Raw genomic sequence first — 17,454 nt, 5'->3', positions numbered from 1 at the left:
AACATGGCCAGAGCGATCAGTGCCCATGGTCTTGAAGTTAAGTTTAGAAATCGCATTGTTTGTGTGTATTAATTGAATTTAGAATTAGTGTATCAAATGAAGGTCTTGGTCAATTCAGATTGGGATTGGCATCGATGGCCCATTGCGGAATAGGGAAGGTATTGCGACTTGGGTCGCTGGAACCTTTCTCCCACCATGAGTCATTGAATGTTCCGAATCTGATAAGGTCTTGTCTGCGATGGCCTTCGCAGAAGAGTTCTCTACCGCGTTCTTCGAGTATCATGTCCAGATCTGCTCCTGTCATCGGAGCGACTCCTGCTCTGGATCGTACCTCGTTGATGTAAGTATCTCCGGCACCGGCTCCATTCAAGCGCACTTGGGTCTCTGCTTTCATCAAGAGCACATCAGCGTATCGGAAGAGAGGAAAATCGTTGCTTAGATTCTCTCCGGTACCCGGAGCAATCTCGTATTTCTTCACCCGGGCTCCAGACATGCGTATTTCAGCAAAACTGTAAGACGCATCCATCTGCAATGCCGGGATGAACGGGTCGATGACCAGATCGGCCTCGGCCGTCTCATCAAAGAGGAGTTGTCCTGAGCTATTGTACTGAGGTCCTACGATGAACCACTCTTTGCGTAGATCCTCATCAGAGTACAGGTCATAATGGTCCTTTACAGCGGCAAATCCATTCCATGGTCCTACGATCATGTCGAAGGTCTGATTATGGAGATAATGCAGCGTGCGCATATGCAAGCGGAATCCTTGTAGATCGAACTCATCGAATGGGATGGTGAAGATATTCTCTATACTATTCGTATTGTTCGTTGCAAAAGGAGCCATCACAGAAGATTCCAGATTGTACAGATTGCTGGCTATCACGCTGTCGCAATAAGCATCTGCCTCGGCCCACTTGGCCTCTCCGGAGTAGACTTCAGAATTGATGAAAAGTTTAGCGAGAAGGGTATAGGCCATACCCTTGGAAACAGCAAACTTGTTACCTCCTGCGGGTAGGAGCGGTAAGCTCTCCTGCAGATCGGTGATGATCTGCTCGAGTATCACTGCTCGGTCCTCCTTGAAAGGTTGGTCAGGGGCATCGAAGAAGGAAGTCACGAATGGCACATCCCCATAGTTATCGATGAGCAGATAGTAATAGAATGCACGTAGAGTCTTCAGTTTTGCAATCGTGACCTGTGCAGAAGGCTCAGAGGCGAAGGGGAGCAATTCATCGATGGCCCTATTGGCCTCACTCACTCCATCATACATGTGTGACCACATGCTGTTGACCCCATCGGTATTGTTATCCCACATGTGCTGGTGTAGGACTCTCCATTTTCCTCCATCATCCCAGTCTGTATAGCGCACCGGAAAGACCACTTCATCACTCGTGGTCTCTTGCATCCAGAACCACCAACCTGCATCATCAATGAGATCGGACAGTTCTTGATAGGCCGGTACTACGACCAAGGCCGCCTGAGCTTCATTCTCAGGGAACTGGTCTTCAGGGATCTTGTCATACACATCCTCATCGAGTTTGGTGCATGAGAAGGCTAGGGTAAGGGCGCTTAGAACTATGATCGACTTCTTCATTTGTTTATTCAGCTCATTCATTTCTAAAAAGTAGCATTGACTCCGATAGTGAAGCTGCGGGTCTTCGGGTATACATCGTACTGGTCACGTCCGAACTCGAGACCACCAAAGCTCACCTCGGGATCCACTCCGGAATAGTTCGTCAGTACGAAAAGATTGTTCCCCATCACGTAGAATCTGAGATTCTTGATGTGCTTCGAATCCTTTGTATCCAGCGTATATCCCAAAGCGATATTGTCCATTTTCAAAAAAGTACCGTCTTCCAAGTAGTAGTCACTGATAGTCGGATTGTCCTCCAGACCGCGGTCGAACTCCTCTACAGCCTCACCTAGGGTATTGAGGGTAGGTAGATCGGCCGGATTGCTGAAGACCATGCGAGTGACATTGAGTATATCATGACCTACTACAGCACGGGCTGCAAAGCTGAAATCCCAATTACGCATGAACGTGAAGTAGTTGGACCATCCGAGGATGAAATCAGGCTGAGCCTGCCCGACTACTCTGCGCTCTGCTTGGGTCACTTCTCGAGTGACTCCTCCGGTGGATGTGAAGAATAGGAATTGACCATCTTCACTCAATCCGGCATATTCCGGCATATAGAAGGTCCCTATCTCGAATCCTGGTGCGATCAATTGGGTCCAGTTCTCACCGCCTACCAGACCACGACCTGATACATACAAGGTGCGGATCTCATCCAGATCATATTGATCATTGGAAAGTGCAACGGTCTCCTGTACATTCCTAGCAAAGGTCAAGACCGATTTCCAATCCAAATTGCGGTCATCGAGCACATAGGCCTGCAAGGTGACTTCGATTCCTTTGTTGGCGATCTCACCAGCATTCGCATAGATGAATCGGTTTCTATTTGGAGGTACTGGAAGCTCGTAGCGATAGATGAGATCGCGGGTCGTCTTATTGTAGTACTCCACACTACCCGAGATGCGGTCTTTCCACAGGCCGAAATCCAATCCGATGTTCAACTCCGCATTCTCTTCCCATTTCAGGTCGGGATTCGGATTCACGTCATTGGCATTCTCGAATGAAAGTACTGTTTCTCCGTTTTCAGGATTGATGGCCGTACCGGCTGGAATGAAGAAGCGTGCATCCACATTGATAGGAATCTCTTGGTTTCCTGTGATTCCGTATCCCACTCTGAGTTTTAACTGAGAGAGCAGATCCTGATCGGTCATGAAATCCTCAGCGTGGATATTCCAACCCACGGATCCTGATGGGAACCAGCCCCACTCATTGTTCTTACCGAATTTGGAAGAACCATCCCTACGCAAGGTCGCAGTGGCGAAATATTTCTTGTTGAAGTCATAGACCACTCTTCCGAAGAAAGAGGCCAAGAGAGATTGGTTCTTATAGGATGTGATACTTCCAGGCTCCAATTGGAGTAGGGTCTCCAGGTTGTTCGAGGTCAAGAAATCAGACTGAGCATCTTTTCCTTCTGCCGAGAATCCATCGAAATTGTCTTTCTGGTAAGAGTGACCTCCGATGAAGTTGAAATTGTGCTTGTCATTGAAGGTCTTGACATAGTTGATCGTGGTCTCTATCAACTGTGAACTCTTGTTATTGTAAGATCTTCGTCCTAGTCCTTCGGTCGTGTTAGAAGCAGTAAAGCTTGGCTCGAAGTAGAAGGATTCATCGTCATCACGGATATAGGCCAGATTGACAGATGCCGTCAGACCATCAATGATCTCCAGACTGGTCCGGAAGTTTCCTAGGAAACGCTTGGCTTCTCTGAGATTTTGGATGTCTTCGCTGATCGCTACCGGATTGAAGTACTGGAAGGAACGGTCTGTCTCGAAGAAGGAACCGTCATCGTTATAAACTGGGTCGGTCGGGGAGCGTCTGTAGGCCTGATAGAGCACATTGTTGGGAGCGGTACCGTTACCGTAGTTCACATAGTCATTGCTCTCGATGGTCCCAGAGATACGCGCTTGCATGGTCAATCGATCGTTCAGTGTGCGCTGAGTCAGATTCAGTCGTCCGATATATCGTTCCTTACCACTTCCTTTCATGACTCCCTCGATGTTGTTGGCACTGAGAGAGGCGCGGTAGGTGGAATTCTCATCACTGCCGGTGAAAGCGAGTGTATGCATCTGTGATACTCCTGTGCGGAAGATCTCATCCTGCCAATCGGTGTTTGCACCGTTGTCTATGAAGGTCCGTCCAGTGCGGCTGGCAAAGTCTCTGACCTCATCCGAATCCAATAGATCGAGCCTTCTGGCCACATTGTCAAAGGACACGAAACCACTGTATTCTACATTATTGACTTCCTTACCACTGCCAGCATTCGCGCCTTTGGTCGTGATGATAATAACCCCATTGGCTCCACGAGAACCATAGATGGCAGCCGAACTCGCATCTTTCAGTATGTTGAAGGATTCGATGTCATCAGGGTTGATGGTAGTAGGGTCCACACCAGGTACTCCGTCTACCACGTAGAGTGGTCCTGTACCGGAAGTAAGCCCCGCAGCTCCTCGTATATTGACCGAGAATCCCGCATTCGGGTCACCTCCTTGCTTTGAGATGTTCACACCCGCAGCTTTACCCTGCATAGCTTGGATAGGATCGCTGATCCTTCCGAGATTCAGTTCGTCCGCACCCACGTTCACCACGGCACCGGTCTTATCCGATTTCTTCTGCGTGCTGTATCCGATCACGATCACCTCATCGAGGGATTTAGGATCGAGTAGGACATTGAAAGTGGTCTGACCATCGATCGCAAGTGTCTTTGGGGTGTATCCCACATAGCTGAAGGTAAGGGACTCAGCTCCTTCTGGTAGTTCAAGAGTGAAATTACCGTCAATATCGGCAACGGTACCCTTGCTCGTATTGACCACCATTACGGTGGCACCGATGAGGGGTTCTTGGCTTTGCGAATCCTTGATGCTCCCGGTGATTGTTTGTGCTTGTGTCCAAGTACTTGCGGCCAAAAGGCAAAGGACCAGCAATGGCTTCAATGAAAAGATGCTTCTCATAGGGTTTCGGTTAATCGAACGCGGTTGTGATAAGTGTCCAGTTCGCTGGATTTTCATCTGTCTGGATTGTGCCGGATCGAATGGATCCTCACATAGTGTTAATTTGACACAAATATAACCTTCTGGTCAATCCATTCGATTGTTTTACCCACCTAAAGGAGCGCAAGATGGGACTCCAATAATCCTTTTCTTCAGCTTGGAGTTCAGTCGAATCTCAGGTGCTTCACCGATCGACCATTATGCAGTATCTCATTGAGCGCATTGATCCCAATCTGGATATGGTCATCTACGAAATTCTTTGTGACCAATTCATCTGATTTGGTGGTCTTCACTCCATCAGGGATCATGGGTTGGTCAGAAACTAGAAGTAAGGCCCCTGCAGGGATACTGTTGGCAAATGCGGTGATGAATATGGTGGCCGTCTCCATATCGATGCCCATGGTACGTACAGCGCGCAGCTTCTCCTTGAATACCTCGTCATGTTCCCAGACTCTGCGGTTGGTCGTATAGACGGTCCCGGTCCAGTAGTCCTTTCCATATTCCCGTATGCTGGTAGAGACGGCTCGCTGCAAGCTGAAGGCAGGCAGTGCAGGTACTTCGAAGGGTAGATAGTCGTTGGAGGTCCCTTCTCCACGAATAGCGGCAATAGGAAGTATGAGATCCCCGAGTTTGTTCTTCCGTTTCAGTCCACCGCATTTTCCTAAGAAAAGCACGGCTTGTGGATCGATGGTGCTGAGCAGATCCATGATGATGGCCGCATTGGGGCTTCCCATCCCGAAGTTGATGATAGAGATGTCACCACACGTAGCATTCAGCATGGCCTTATCATGCCCTCTCACCTCACAATCGGTCATCTCAGCAAACCGGTGTACATATCCATCGAAATTGGTCAGCAGGATACAGGTGCCGAAATCTTCTATCGCTGTGCCTGTGTAGCGCGGCAGCCAATTCGCTACAATCTCTTCTTTGCTCTTCATAGTTTACGAAGGTACAAGCAGGTTTGCAGGATTACTTGCTTTTGACCGAGCTTTGTAGCCCATTGAACCCAGACATGAACGTATCCCACGCATACCTCATCTCCTTCGTTTTCATCTGCTTCACACATTCCATCGAGGCGCAGTATCCAGATTCTTTGAAACTGGAAGAACTGCGCACTTGGTTGAAGTCAGAGACCTATGACCCGCATCATACGAATCTGGGATACAGCGAGGCCCGCAGACAGATGTACTCCTATACCGATGAGGTGGATGGACTATTGTACTGCATCTATACCGACTTTTCTCAGCCGGCCGAGTACACCACCTTTCCAGACCCTATCAATGCAGAACATCTGGTGCCGCAATCGCTATTCGGATATCAGGAACCCATGCGTGCCGATATACATGTGCTCAGACCTTGTCATCAAAGTGCGAATTCTTCCCGGGAGAATTGGCCCTTTGGAGAAGTGCCCGATGCTGATGCGAGATGGTATGGACTGGATTCTCTAGGAAACTATGTAGCCACCTTTGATGAGCCGGCCTCCAATGAGAATTGGTCTGAAAGCCTGATCGGTCTGTGGGAGCCTCAAGAGGACAGCAAAGGAGATGTGGCCCGGCAGATATTCTATTTCTACACCATGTATCCTTCTGAAGCGGGGACGATAGACTCGGTGGCAGACCCAATTCTCTTATACACATGGCACCTCAATGACCCAGTAGATGCGCTTGAGATCCAGAGAAATGATCGCGTGGAAGTATCCCAAGGCAATCGCAATCCCTATGTGGATCATCCGGACCTGGTCTATGATGCATGGTTCTATGCAGAGGATCCATGTGAGGTGTTCGATACATCGCCAGTCGATCTCACAAAATCCTTTCAACCGGTACCCTATCCAGATGGGGTCATCGATCGGGTGCAAGTAAAGTGGTACAAGGAGAGTCCACACGTAAAGTATGCTCCGGAGGACAGTGCGGCATGCGACATCCAGTTCTGGTCTATCCGTGATCTGGTGACCAATACCCCCATCAGTGATCCAGATACCAGTCTCATTGCAGATAGGACCAAGCCGGGCCAGGATTTCTTCAAATGGCCCATCAAGTTCCAGCGTCCTGATGTACACCCCAATATCCGCTATCGATGGCGCGTGCGCTGTGCCTGTCAAGAAGGGGCAGGCCAGGAAAGCCCTTGGTCAGAAGGAAAGATCTTCAATACTCCGGACTATGACCCCGTGACCAATATCTATACACCTCCGGGCATATGGGAGAATGATGAAATCGATAAGAAGATCGGTTCACGAGAAGAGGGCCTGATCTCGATCTTTCCGAATCCGAGTTCAGGGGCCGTCTATCTCCAAGGTCTGCCTGGTCGCGAGTATCGACTGTTCGATCTATCTGGTAGGGTGGTCCAGTCCATCCGATTCGGTGAGAAATACGGTGAGACTGTGGTGCTCCATGATCTAGAGAAAGGAATGTATCTAGTACAAGACAGCTTTGGCGGAGTTGTTCATCGATTGATCATCCAATGATCACTGCTTGATGAAGAGCTTTTGTGTGCTTCGTTGATCGCCTAGTACCTGGAGGAGATAGGCTCCGGGGTCTAATGCAGAAGTCTCCACATGATATACGGAGCCTTCCCCTTTCCTTACACCATAGGTGACTTGTCTCACTATTCGACCATCTGAGGTGAATATCTGGAAGAGGGGTTGTTCCTGTCCAAGACCTTGTATCTTGACTTGTAGATCGGAGGAAGCCGGATTGGGATAGATATCCATGTCCAGTATGGAATTCTCCATGAGGTCCTCCTTGGTTCCATTGTTCTTAGGGAAATCCGCTACCCGCACATACTTGGGTCCTTTGTAGATGGCCCGCACCTTGACGGTCTGAGAAGGATTGGTGTCATAGGTATTCCTGACCTTGATCGTGTACCAGTTCTTAGCAGGTGAGTTGATGGTGAACTTGATATTCCCAATTCCGACTACTGAGTCGATATGCAACGTCCCATCGTGATTGGCCAAGATGAGCGTGGTGCTCTGTGTCTTGTCCTTCGGAAAGCACTTGAGTTGGATCTTGGTACTGTTGGATGAGAAAATCTTACCGACCAAGCGTTCAGCAGTGCTGTTGGCAGGCAGCGGTCCTCCTTGCTGCAAGGACCAAGGGTGTGAATCCCCCAGGTCACCGGCCATCTGCCATTCTTGTTTGGTCTTGACCATCGGACGTTCGAATCCTCCTGATATACCCGCTGGACCCCAAATGGTGTAGCCTCTACGTACATTACTTCCGTCACAGGGAGGTGTCCAGATCTGTACCCAACCATCTTGATTCACATAGATGTCATTGCTGTTGGCTCCAGAATAATCATGGAGTTGTGTACCTGGAGGAAAGTTGGTCGGGATCCAGTTGCCCTGCCAAGTGCTCCATGAATCATTTACACCTATGATGGCCTTACCGCTGCGCTCGATGATGAGATTATCTGGGCTGGTGTGACGCACGAGATATTGTCCTTGGGCGAATTCCAATTTCTGTCTGCACCAGATGATGTTGCTGATAGCATCGCGAGTGGGTAGTTCGGCCTCTTTGTAGGGTCTGTGATCGAAACGCTGGGGGGTGTCCATCACAAAAAGATCTTCCATGAAGACCATCGGATTACCATCCACGGCCATACTGACTGCATAGGCCGTTTCCAGTCTCGGTTCATTCGGATCGATGTGCCCTCCCAATTCATTGAATGTATCCCATGCGGCATAATTCCCATTCTCATCCACAATCGGCCGAAAAGTGTCATGGGTGTTGATGAAAGGAACCGTGCGCAGTCTATTGGACTGTTGCGATTCAGGAATCTGCACTAGATCGAAGCCACCTTGACCCAGTACCATGTTGTACAAGCTGCCCCTCAAGCCGAAATCCATAGTGCCGGCCCTGTTCTGAGTGGCATTGGCCCAAGCATCCATGTCATAGTTGCTCCCCAGATATTCACCGTAAGCGATCATCTCCTCACCTCCGCTTGCAAAGAGCGAATTGTACTGGGCGTTCCATAAGAGGTCCTCCATGACATCGGCAGGGAAGTGCTTCACTGCATCTATGCGATAGCCATCCACGCCTGTTTGCTTCTTGAACCAGACAAACCACTCGCGTGCTTGATCCCGCATGTAGTTCTCTCCTTGCACCGGATTGTAGCACCCTGTACAACTGCTCTGACCGTAGCTGTCGCTCTCATAGGCCACATCAGGTCCCCAGTAAGGGCTGTTCTGCTCATCGGTGCAGCAGGTGTGGTTCTCATTGGGATAGAAGTTCTGCCAGTTCTTAGGCCAACGGCCCGTGCGATTGAGATAATTGGTCGCATTGCCAGAGTAGGGTGTATCGTAACAGATGTAGCGGAAGTTCTTGAATCCGTCTGTCGATCCATCGTCATAGTTGGCCGCAGCATAGGGGTCTTGCCCACCGGAGCCATCTGTGTTTCCAGCATCTACCACGTGATTGAGCACGATATCCTGAATGACTTCAATGCCATTGGCATGCATCACCGCCACCATCCGCAGAAATTCATCCTTGTCGCCCAGCGGGGTCTTGGTATTGCCCTTCTGGAATTTATCGCCTAGATCATAGTGGTCGAAGGGAGAATATCCTACCGATGCCGGGTTACCATTCTTGTAGGATGGCGGTACCCATACGGCATCTATACCGAGTTCCTTGAGACGGGGAGCCATTTCGGTGAGATAGTTGGCCCATCCTTGGGGATATTGAACATTGTAATAATCCCAATAGAATCCTTGAAGTATCACTTTGCCGCCCGATGGACCTTGTGCCCTAGTGTTGAAGGATGCAGAAAGACTTAGGCAAAGCAAGAGGAGGATCGCGGTATGTTTCATGGTCAGACTAAGTGTCTTTGTGCCACTAAGCTAGCAGTTTGAGGTCATTTTGACAAGAATGGTGGAGAACTTGGAAGAATCAAGGAGTAGAAACAAAATGAATCTCAGGTTCTCAAGAGATGGTCGGTCCGTCTCGATGCTCCTCTTTTACCGCGGTAAAGGAGAATGTACAAGACCTGCTGCCTTTGAAGAGCTGAGATACCGGTCAGCAGGAAATCACTGTCTGATTCCTACCTATCTCTTGGACGAATGTGGCTTTTATCAAGAAGGAACTTCAATCCCACGGATCCACCTCCCTCTGGCATTCATTTTGCCATTGTACATTCAACCTTTCTCCACTTAGAGTGTACAGAGCTATAGAAACACCATATGATGCATCGTATTATCCCATTCCTCTTCTTCTTGCTGGGGCTGGTATCCTTCACCTGCAATTCCGTCAAGGACACCCAACAAAGCACACATGCTACGCCCATGCTGCAAGATGATCGCTGGTCCCGTGTGGACTCCCTCGAGCAGCAAGGCCTTTACCGAAGTGCTTGGGATCTGACGGAGGCCATCTATCAGGATGCGCTCGCTCGGGGGGATTTCCAGACCCAATACAAGGCCCTCTGCTATCAGCTCAAATTTGCCGATAGGGTAGAAGAGGGCTCAGAGCTACAGGCTATCGAAAAGCTACGCACAGTAGCCGAAGAAGCTCCCATGCCTCTTCAGGCCATCGCGCATAGTATGACGGCCGAGGCCTACTGGAGCTATTACCAACAGCACCGTTGGGAGATCATCAATCGTACACCTGCTCCCGGTGTGGAAGATATCCGCTTCTGGCACCTTGGTCGATTCGTTGATGAGATTGACGCACATTTCTCCGCCAGCTTGAATGATATACCTGCTCTCAAGGCAGTCGAGGTCAAAGACTTGGACAAGGAACTCCTTACAGATACTTCACATGTGGAATTGCGACCCAGCCTTTATGAGATGCTGGCATACAGGGCCTTGGCATTCTATCAGAATAGCGAGAGCGGATTGACGCGTCCCAAGGAATTCTTCCAAATAGATGACCCCGACTTCTACGCACCAGGTTCTAGATTCAGCACTAAAGATTGGGCATCTCAAGACACCCTGGCCTTCACCTATAAGGCCGTACGGATATTCCAGGACCTCCTCCGGTATCAAACCGAACAATCACCTGCATGGCTCTCTACCGATCTGGCCCGCTTGCAGTTCATTTCGAATCACAGCAGCTTGCCGGACAAAGAAGGGGAAGTAGCTGATATGCACCTATTACGTGCATTGGATCATGCGCTTGACAATTATGACCCTAGCGACCTGTTGGGAGAGTACCAAGTGGCCAAGGCTCAGCTGTATGTCGCTTCGTCCACCGGATACGACCATGGAGCCGATGAGAGCAAGAAAGAACATTACATCAAGGCCGAGAAGATCGCCCAGCAGACCATTTCGGCTTACCCTAAGACCCGTGCTGAGAATCAAGCACAAAACCTTTTGCTCAATATCCGCCAAAAGAGCATGGGATTGCAGATGGAGCAAGTGCTGATACCATCCACTTCCGATCTGCTCAAGCTCGACCATCGTAATCTGGAGAAGGTCTACTTCCGAGTGGTGCAGGTGGCGCCTGACTTCATGGAGGGGGAGCGCTATGACATGGCAAAATACCTCCGCAGACTCTCCAAGCAGCCTGTCATGCATGCGTGGTCATTGGACTTGAAAGGCGCTGATGATCATCATGCGCACAGCACCGAGACTATGATTCCAGCGCTTGATGCAGAGCATTACGCAATCATAGTGAGTGAAGGTGAGAACTTCAGTGGGGGGGATGCTATGGCCTACGCTATGTTCTGGGTCACTCATATCGCTATGGAAGAAGGTCCTCATCCCCAAGGCGGCTCTTGGGTGTCTCTGAAGAACAGGGATTCGGGCACTGCATTGAAAGGGGCAACGGTCATTCATTATGTGAATGAATATGACCGTTCTTCTAGAAGATACAACAAACGCGAGCATGGACGGTATACCACCGGCAATGATGGTAAAGTGCATATTCCTTTTGTCCAGAATGGATACAATCAGTCCTTGACCATTCAATGGCAAGGTGAGGAATACCGTGCTAGCAGTTACTCCAGACATCCTCGTACCCCTCAACAGAACTGGTCGAGCACGCACTATTTTCTGGATCGGGCCATCTATCGTCCGGGGCAGACCCTTCATTTCAAGGGAATCCACTTGAAGAATACCGAGGATGGACCGCAGATCCAGCCCAATACAGATATCGAGGTCACCCTGCGAGATGCCAATCATCAGGAAGTCAGCAAACAGGCGGTGCGTACCAATGCCTACGGCAGCATACATGGGACATTCACACTACCGAGTTCCGGCCTCACGGGCAATATGACCTTGCAGTCTCCTCATGGCAGTATCTCCTTCTCGGTAGAAGAGTACAAGCGCCCCAAATTCAAGGTGGATCTGGATAGCCTGGAGGGCGTCTATAGATTGGATGAGGTGGTCCACGCCACAGGACAGGCCATGAGCTATGCAGGAGTGCCGATCACCGATGCTCAAGTCCGATATACTGTAGAACGAAGACCGGTGTACATCTGGAAGTGGGGCTGGTGGTACAGGATGCCACCACAGAATGAAGCAGCCGTGCAGATCGTCCAAGGCCTCACGGAGACCGATGATCAAGGAAGATTCGCTCTGGATTTCGAGGCCGTGGGAGGTAATGATGAGGGAGGAGAGGGATTCAGTCACTATACCTTCAGTATACAGGTAGAGGTGACCGATATCAATGGCGAGACCCGCCAGGCGAGCAGTACGGTCAATGTGGGCAAGAAAGGCCTGCTGCTATCATCCGACATCCCGAGTGAATGGAATAAAGAGGACCTGAGAGAAGTCAAGGTCAAGAGTACCAATCTCAATGGCAAGGATGTTCCCGCGAGTGGCCAATGGACCATACGCAGATTGCCAGTGGATACTAGGGAAAAGGTAGAGCGTAGATGGAAATTCCCGCAATTCCAGTCGATCGGCCAGAGTGAATTCCAAGAAGAACTGCCCCGCTATTACTTTGATGAAGAAGATAAAAGGAGCGATACCAAGGGTGAGAAAATACGCGATGGAGAATGGAGCACCGCCTCCGACACACATCTCCCGGTAGAAGCCTTTGAATCACTGACTACAGGGCGTTATCTGCTGGAACTTACTACGGCAGGCCCAGAAGAGGTGGAATACACCAGCGAGTTCCATGTATACAGCTCTGAAGAAGGAGAGAACAGCTTTGCAGAGGCCTTCCGGGTAATTGACCTGGGAGGGAGTTATGAGCCGGGCGAGACCGCTGAGATCCTCATTTCCAGTCAGTGGAAAGACCTGCCCGTTCAGATACGTGTGGAGCACAATTACCAGATCATTCATACTGAAGATTGGACATTGGATCGAAGTCAGAAGGTGTTCAAGCTGCCCATCAAGAAAAGCCATCAAGAAGGAATCTTCGTGCACATCTCGGCTCTGAAGAATAATCGGGTATTCAAGCAGACCATGGATCTGGAGGTCAAGCCTATCGATCGCCTGTTGGATGTGGAACTCGTGACTTATCGCGATAAAATGCTACCTGGATCAGAGGAGCAATGGAAACTCAAGGTCAAAGCACAGAACGGAGAAAAAGTGATGAGCGAACTCCTTCTCAGCATGTATGATGCTTCATTGGATCAGTTCAAGATGCACGATTGGAACTTCTCACCGTGGAGAAAGAAGCATGCTTGGTTGGATATGGACTATCGCGGATTCGGTACAGCTTCCGGCCGACTACATGCTCCCAACTGGAGGGTACAACGCAGTTTCTTGCCTGGACGCACATTCCCTGCTTTGAACCGCTTCGGCTATTATCCGAATTTCTATGGAGGCTTCAGATACGAGGGAGAACTCATGGAGACCGTGGTCATGTCAGCTGCTCCAGGCAAACAAAGAAGGTTGGCCAAAGGAGAGAGTGCCGCTATGAACATGGATATGGCCGATGCAGATGCGGTGATGGTGGAAGAGGCGGAAAGAGAAGATGATGCCTCGGGAGGTGCACCACCGGCCGATGCAAATGCGCCAGAAGAAGGTGCAGAGCAAGGACCAACTATCCGCACGAACCTTCAGGAGACGGCTTTCTTCTTCCCAGATATCACAACGGATGCGGAAGGCAATCTGAACTTCGGATTCACAATGCCTGAGGCCCTTACCACCTGGAAGTTCCAAGCCCTGGCCCACTCCAAAGAAGTGCAGACCGGTACAATGAGCCAAGAGGTCATCACACAGAAGGATCTCATGGTCATCCCGAATCCTCCGCGCTTCTTCCGTCAAGGAGATATTATTTACATGAGCACGAAGTTGAGCAGTCTGAGTGAAGAAGCCGAGAGTGGGTCCATCCGTTTAGAGATTTCAGACGCTATCACCGGAAAGGATGTCAGCACGACCTTGATAGACGGTTCACAATCGCAAGCCTTCAGTTTAGAGGCCAAAGGCAATGCTGCCTTCTCTTGGAAGGTTGCGGTACCGGACAGCTATTCGGCCTTGACCTATCGCTTCGTTGCTCAGGGTCAGAAACACAGTGATGGTGAGGAGAATTCCCTTCCGGTGTTATCCAATCGTATGTTGGTCACCGAGACCATGCCCTTTGCCATTCTCAAGGAAAGCGAGAAGACCTTCCAGTTCACCCGTATGGCCCAGGTCAACCAGTCCTCAAGTCTGAAACCCCACGCACTGACCCTGGAATTCACCGCCAACCCCATCTGGTATGCTGTGCAGGCCATGCCCTATATGATGGAGTATCCCTATGATTGCTCAGAGCAGATATTCACACGCTACTATGCCAATTCCCTGGCCTCGAATATCATCGGTGAGCGACCTCGATTACAAGAGGTGATCAAGGCTTGGGAGAACTACGACACAGATGCCTTCTTGAGTAATCTGGAGAAGAATCAAGAATTGAAGTATGTGATCCTGGAAGAGACTCCATGGGTGCTGGAAGCCCAAGATGAGACGGAGCGTAAGAAGAGATTATCGCTGCTATTGGATATCAACCACATGGCCCAACGCCAGGATCGTGCGATGAGCAAGCTCAAGCAGAACCAACATGCGAGTGGAGGCTGGCCTTGGTTCTCCGGTATGCGACCCAGTCTGTACATCACTCAATACATCGTTTCTGGACTCGGTCACCTCAAGCACCTAGGCATCTTGGATGAGAACGATGCTGCCATGAACCAGATGATAAGCGATGCTATCCGCTATATGGATGAAGAGCATTTGAAGCGATGGAGAAGGATGAAACGATACGCCTCGGATTGGGAGAAGAAGGACCACACTGGACCCTTTGAGATCCAATATCTCTATGCACGCAGTTTCTGGCTGGATAAAGGTCTGCCGAGCGGAGGAGCCTTTGAATATTATAGGAAGCAAGCAGCTGAATTCTGGACCAAGAAGAGCGTATACATGCAGGGTATGAGCGCCATGGCCTTGCATAGATTGGATGAACCGGAGGTGGCCAAGAGCATTATGCGCTCGGTCAAGGAGCAGGCCATGATGGATACAGAGCTCGGCATGTACTGGAAGGATCAACGTAGCGGCTGGTATTGGTACGAGGCCGGTATCGAGCGACATGCATTGATGGTAGAGGCCTTCTCTGAGGTCATGCAGGATGAGGAAGCTGTATATGGACTCAAACAATGGCTCATCTTCAACAAGCAGACCAATGATTGGGAGACCACCCGTGCTACCGCTGAGGCAGTCTATGCGCTCCTACTGGGAGGAAATGACTGGACCCAGGAGCGCAATTGGAGCATCTCGGTAGGTACTGAGCGCTTCTCTTCAGATGACCCCACTTTGGGAGCCGAGGCCGGTACCGGATACCTCAAGAAGAAGTGGGATGGCGAGGACATCGAACCCAGGATGAGTGAGGTCAAGGTGACCAAGGAAGGCGAAGCTCCAGCCTGGGGTGCATTGTACTACCAATATTTCGAGGACCTGGATAAGATCACACTCGCAGATTCTCCCCTCGCTGTTCGCAAGCAGGTCTTCAAGGTCAAGCGCACCGATACTGGAGAAGAACTGGTGGAATTGGATGATGGAGCTGCTTTGACCGTAGGTGATAGGGTACGCGTGCGCATGGAGATAGAGACCGATCGCGAGATGGAGTATGTGCACATCAAGGACATGCGTAGTGCCGGAATGGAGCCTGTGGATGTGATGAGTGGCATGGTCTATTCGGGCGGACTGGGTTTCTATCGCAATACGCGTGATGCCGCTACCAACTTCTTCATAGATGGTCTGCGTAAAGGAGCCTATGTACTGGAGTACGATGTATTCGTGTCACACAGGGGAGACTTCTCCAATGGGATCACTACCATACAGTGTATGTACGCCCCTGAATTCACCTCACATTCAGAAGGGATTCGCATACTTGTGGAATGAGATGGGTCCTGAGTGTCGTCCTTCTTTTTCCTCTTCTGGCCGGAGCACAGCAATTCGTTGATGTCTTCAAGTTGGACTATCGGCTCTCTCCGGAGAATCAATATCAAGACTCAGCGGCATCGTCAGTGGATATCGCAGATGTGCATCTCGGAGCCTTCCTACCCTTCGAACAGGACAATGGCGATTACATCATTTTAGGGGCTAATGCAACATGGAGCACCATCGATGATCTCAGAGTGAGTTCCGTTGGCCTGATAGGAGGGGTGCGGAATACGTGGAGATCGGACAGTGACAAGTGGGAATACATGACCCTACTTCTTCCCAAGATCAACAAAGATGACGGGAAGATTCTCGCAAGAGATGTCCAACTGGGCTTCTTCCATCTTTTCTACTACAAGAAGCGTCCGGGACTCAGGTACAAGTTCGGTATGTATATGAATGACGACCTTTTCGGGCTGCTCTTACTACCTCTCTTCGGAGCCGATTGGCAGATCGATGAGCGCACCCGACTGGAACTCACTGTACCTATGTCCGCATCTATCAGGCGTACGCTGAACGACCGATGGATGGCCGGATTCAATTATGTAGGAAGGAAATATTCATTCAATCTCTCTGCAGCGAATTCCTATCTGGAAGTGGCCGACAATACGGTGACACTGTTCTCAGATCTCTATCTCACAGAGAAGTTGGTGCTGAATCTACAAGTGGGTCATTCGGTATTGCGGGCATATGATCGATATCCGATCGGAGAAGGAGTGGATCTCTCATTTGGCGCAGTGGATCTGAACGATGATCGCAAGCCGCTCAATTCACCCCTCTCGCAAGGAATCGTGCTCAAACCAGTGCTGTTCTACCGGTTCACTTCGGATTGACCCTATACCTTGAATAGGACCATGCGGCCAGCATGGCCCCCAGTAAAGGAGCCAATACGTAGACGCTTATCGCGGCATGAGCAGGGTCGGGGAGAGCATATTCTCCCCATCCATTGAAGTAAGCCACCAGTCTAGGACCCAGGTCTCGGGCAGGATTGATGCCGCACTGGGTAAAAGGAGCCAGAACGGCAATTAACGAGGCCACCAGCAGCCCGATCGAAGCAGCAACTTTCCAGGTCAACCGCGATATCCCTTCGGTGATCATAAGAATGAAGTAAATGAGCAATCCCGTACCGATGAACTCTACCAGGAAGGCTGTAGGCCAATCGATGTCGATGAGGTGAGCATAGGATGGATTGGGAAAGAACTCACCGAACATCTGAGCACTTTCCTGACTCCTGAGTGGTGCTACGAAATGATAGAGATCCGCATCGGTGCCTAGGTTTGCTTTCTCCATGGACTCGATAGGGCTCTTGAAGAGTTGGAGAAGGGAGAATGCCGCAAGCACAGCACCGGTCAATTGGGCCAATGCATACGGAAACAGTCTTCTCCAGCTATGGTGGCGCGCCAGACACATGCCCAGAGTGACGGCCGGATTGAGATGTGCCGGGCACCATCTATCACAGATCTTGATGGCCAGGGTCACACCAATTCCCCATACCAGCGCTACCTGCCATAGGCTCGATAACCAGCCCAGGATGACCGCTGCACCCA

8 protein-coding genes are annotated in these 17,454 nt (G+C 50.2%); 3 read left to right on the top strand and 5 right to left on the bottom strand.

Going from position 1 to position 17,454, the window contains the following annotated elements:
- Positions 1 to 109 precede the first annotated feature (109 nt).
- The 3 genes from HKN79_01695 to HKN79_01685 all read right to left on the bottom strand — a co-directional run bounded on the left by HKN79_01695 (position 110) and on the right by HKN79_01685 (position 5,552).
- The gene (locus HKN79_01695; GenBank protein ID NNC82264.1) at positions 110 to 1,588 is read right to left on the bottom strand and encodes a RagB/SusD family nutrient uptake outer membrane protein; all 1,479 of its coding nucleotides are present in this window, start codon (positions 1,586 to 1,588) and stop codon (positions 110 to 112) included.
- 23 nt (positions 1,589 to 1,611) lie between these two features.
- Entirely contained in the window at positions 1,612 to 4,575 is a 2,964-nt protein-coding gene (locus HKN79_01690; protein ID NNC82263.1) for a SusC/RagA family TonB-linked outer membrane protein, read from the bottom strand.
- A gap of 203 nt (positions 4,576 to 4,778) precedes the next feature.
- Positions 4,779 to 5,552: an AMP nucleosidase gene (locus HKN79_01685; protein ID NNC82262.1), complete on the bottom strand. Its 774-nt coding sequence runs from the start codon at positions 5,550 to 5,552 to the stop codon at positions 4,779 to 4,781.
- 74 nt (positions 5,553 to 5,626) lie between these two features.
- On the opposite strand from HKN79_01685, the gene HKN79_01680 reads away from it, so the two are divergent.
- On the top strand, positions 5,627 to 7,078 hold the full coding sequence (locus tag HKN79_01680) for a T9SS type A sorting domain-containing protein (GenBank protein ID NNC82261.1): 1,452 nt from the start codon (positions 5,627 to 5,629) through the stop codon (positions 7,076 to 7,078).
- On the opposite strand, the gene HKN79_01675 is transcribed toward HKN79_01680, so the two are convergent.
- Positions 7,079 to 9,418, bottom strand: coding sequence for a DUF1939 domain-containing protein (locus HKN79_01675; GenBank protein ID NNC82260.1), 2,340 nt, complete (start codon positions 9,416 to 9,418; stop codon positions 7,079 to 7,081).
- Positions 9,419 to 9,787: 369 nt separating this feature from the next.
- Between HKN79_01675 and HKN79_01670 the strand changes: the two genes are divergently transcribed.
- Positions 9,788 to 15,868 (top strand): hypothetical protein, encoded by a 6,081-nt coding sequence (locus HKN79_01670; protein NNC82259.1) that lies wholly within the window; start codon positions 9,788 to 9,790, stop codon positions 15,866 to 15,868.
- Entirely contained in the window at positions 15,865 to 16,740 is an 876-nt protein-coding gene (locus HKN79_01665; GenBank protein NNC82258.1) for a hypothetical protein, read from the top strand. Before HKN79_01670 ends, HKN79_01665 begins: the two co-directional genes overlap by 4 nt.
- On the opposite strand, the gene HKN79_01660 is transcribed toward HKN79_01665, so the two are convergent.
- The coding region (locus tag HKN79_01660) for an aquaporin (protein ID NNC82257.1) at positions 16,727 to 17,454 on the bottom strand (728 nt) is incomplete at its 5' end. The two genes, HKN79_01665 and HKN79_01660, sit on opposite strands and share 14 nt — an antisense overlap.

The organism is Flavobacteriales bacterium, assembly GCA_013001705.1.
Taxonomy (GTDB): domain Bacteria; phylum Bacteroidota; class Bacteroidia; order Flavobacteriales_D; family JABDKJ01; genus JABDLZ01.
This window is presented reverse-complemented; position numbering and strand designations above follow the sequence as displayed.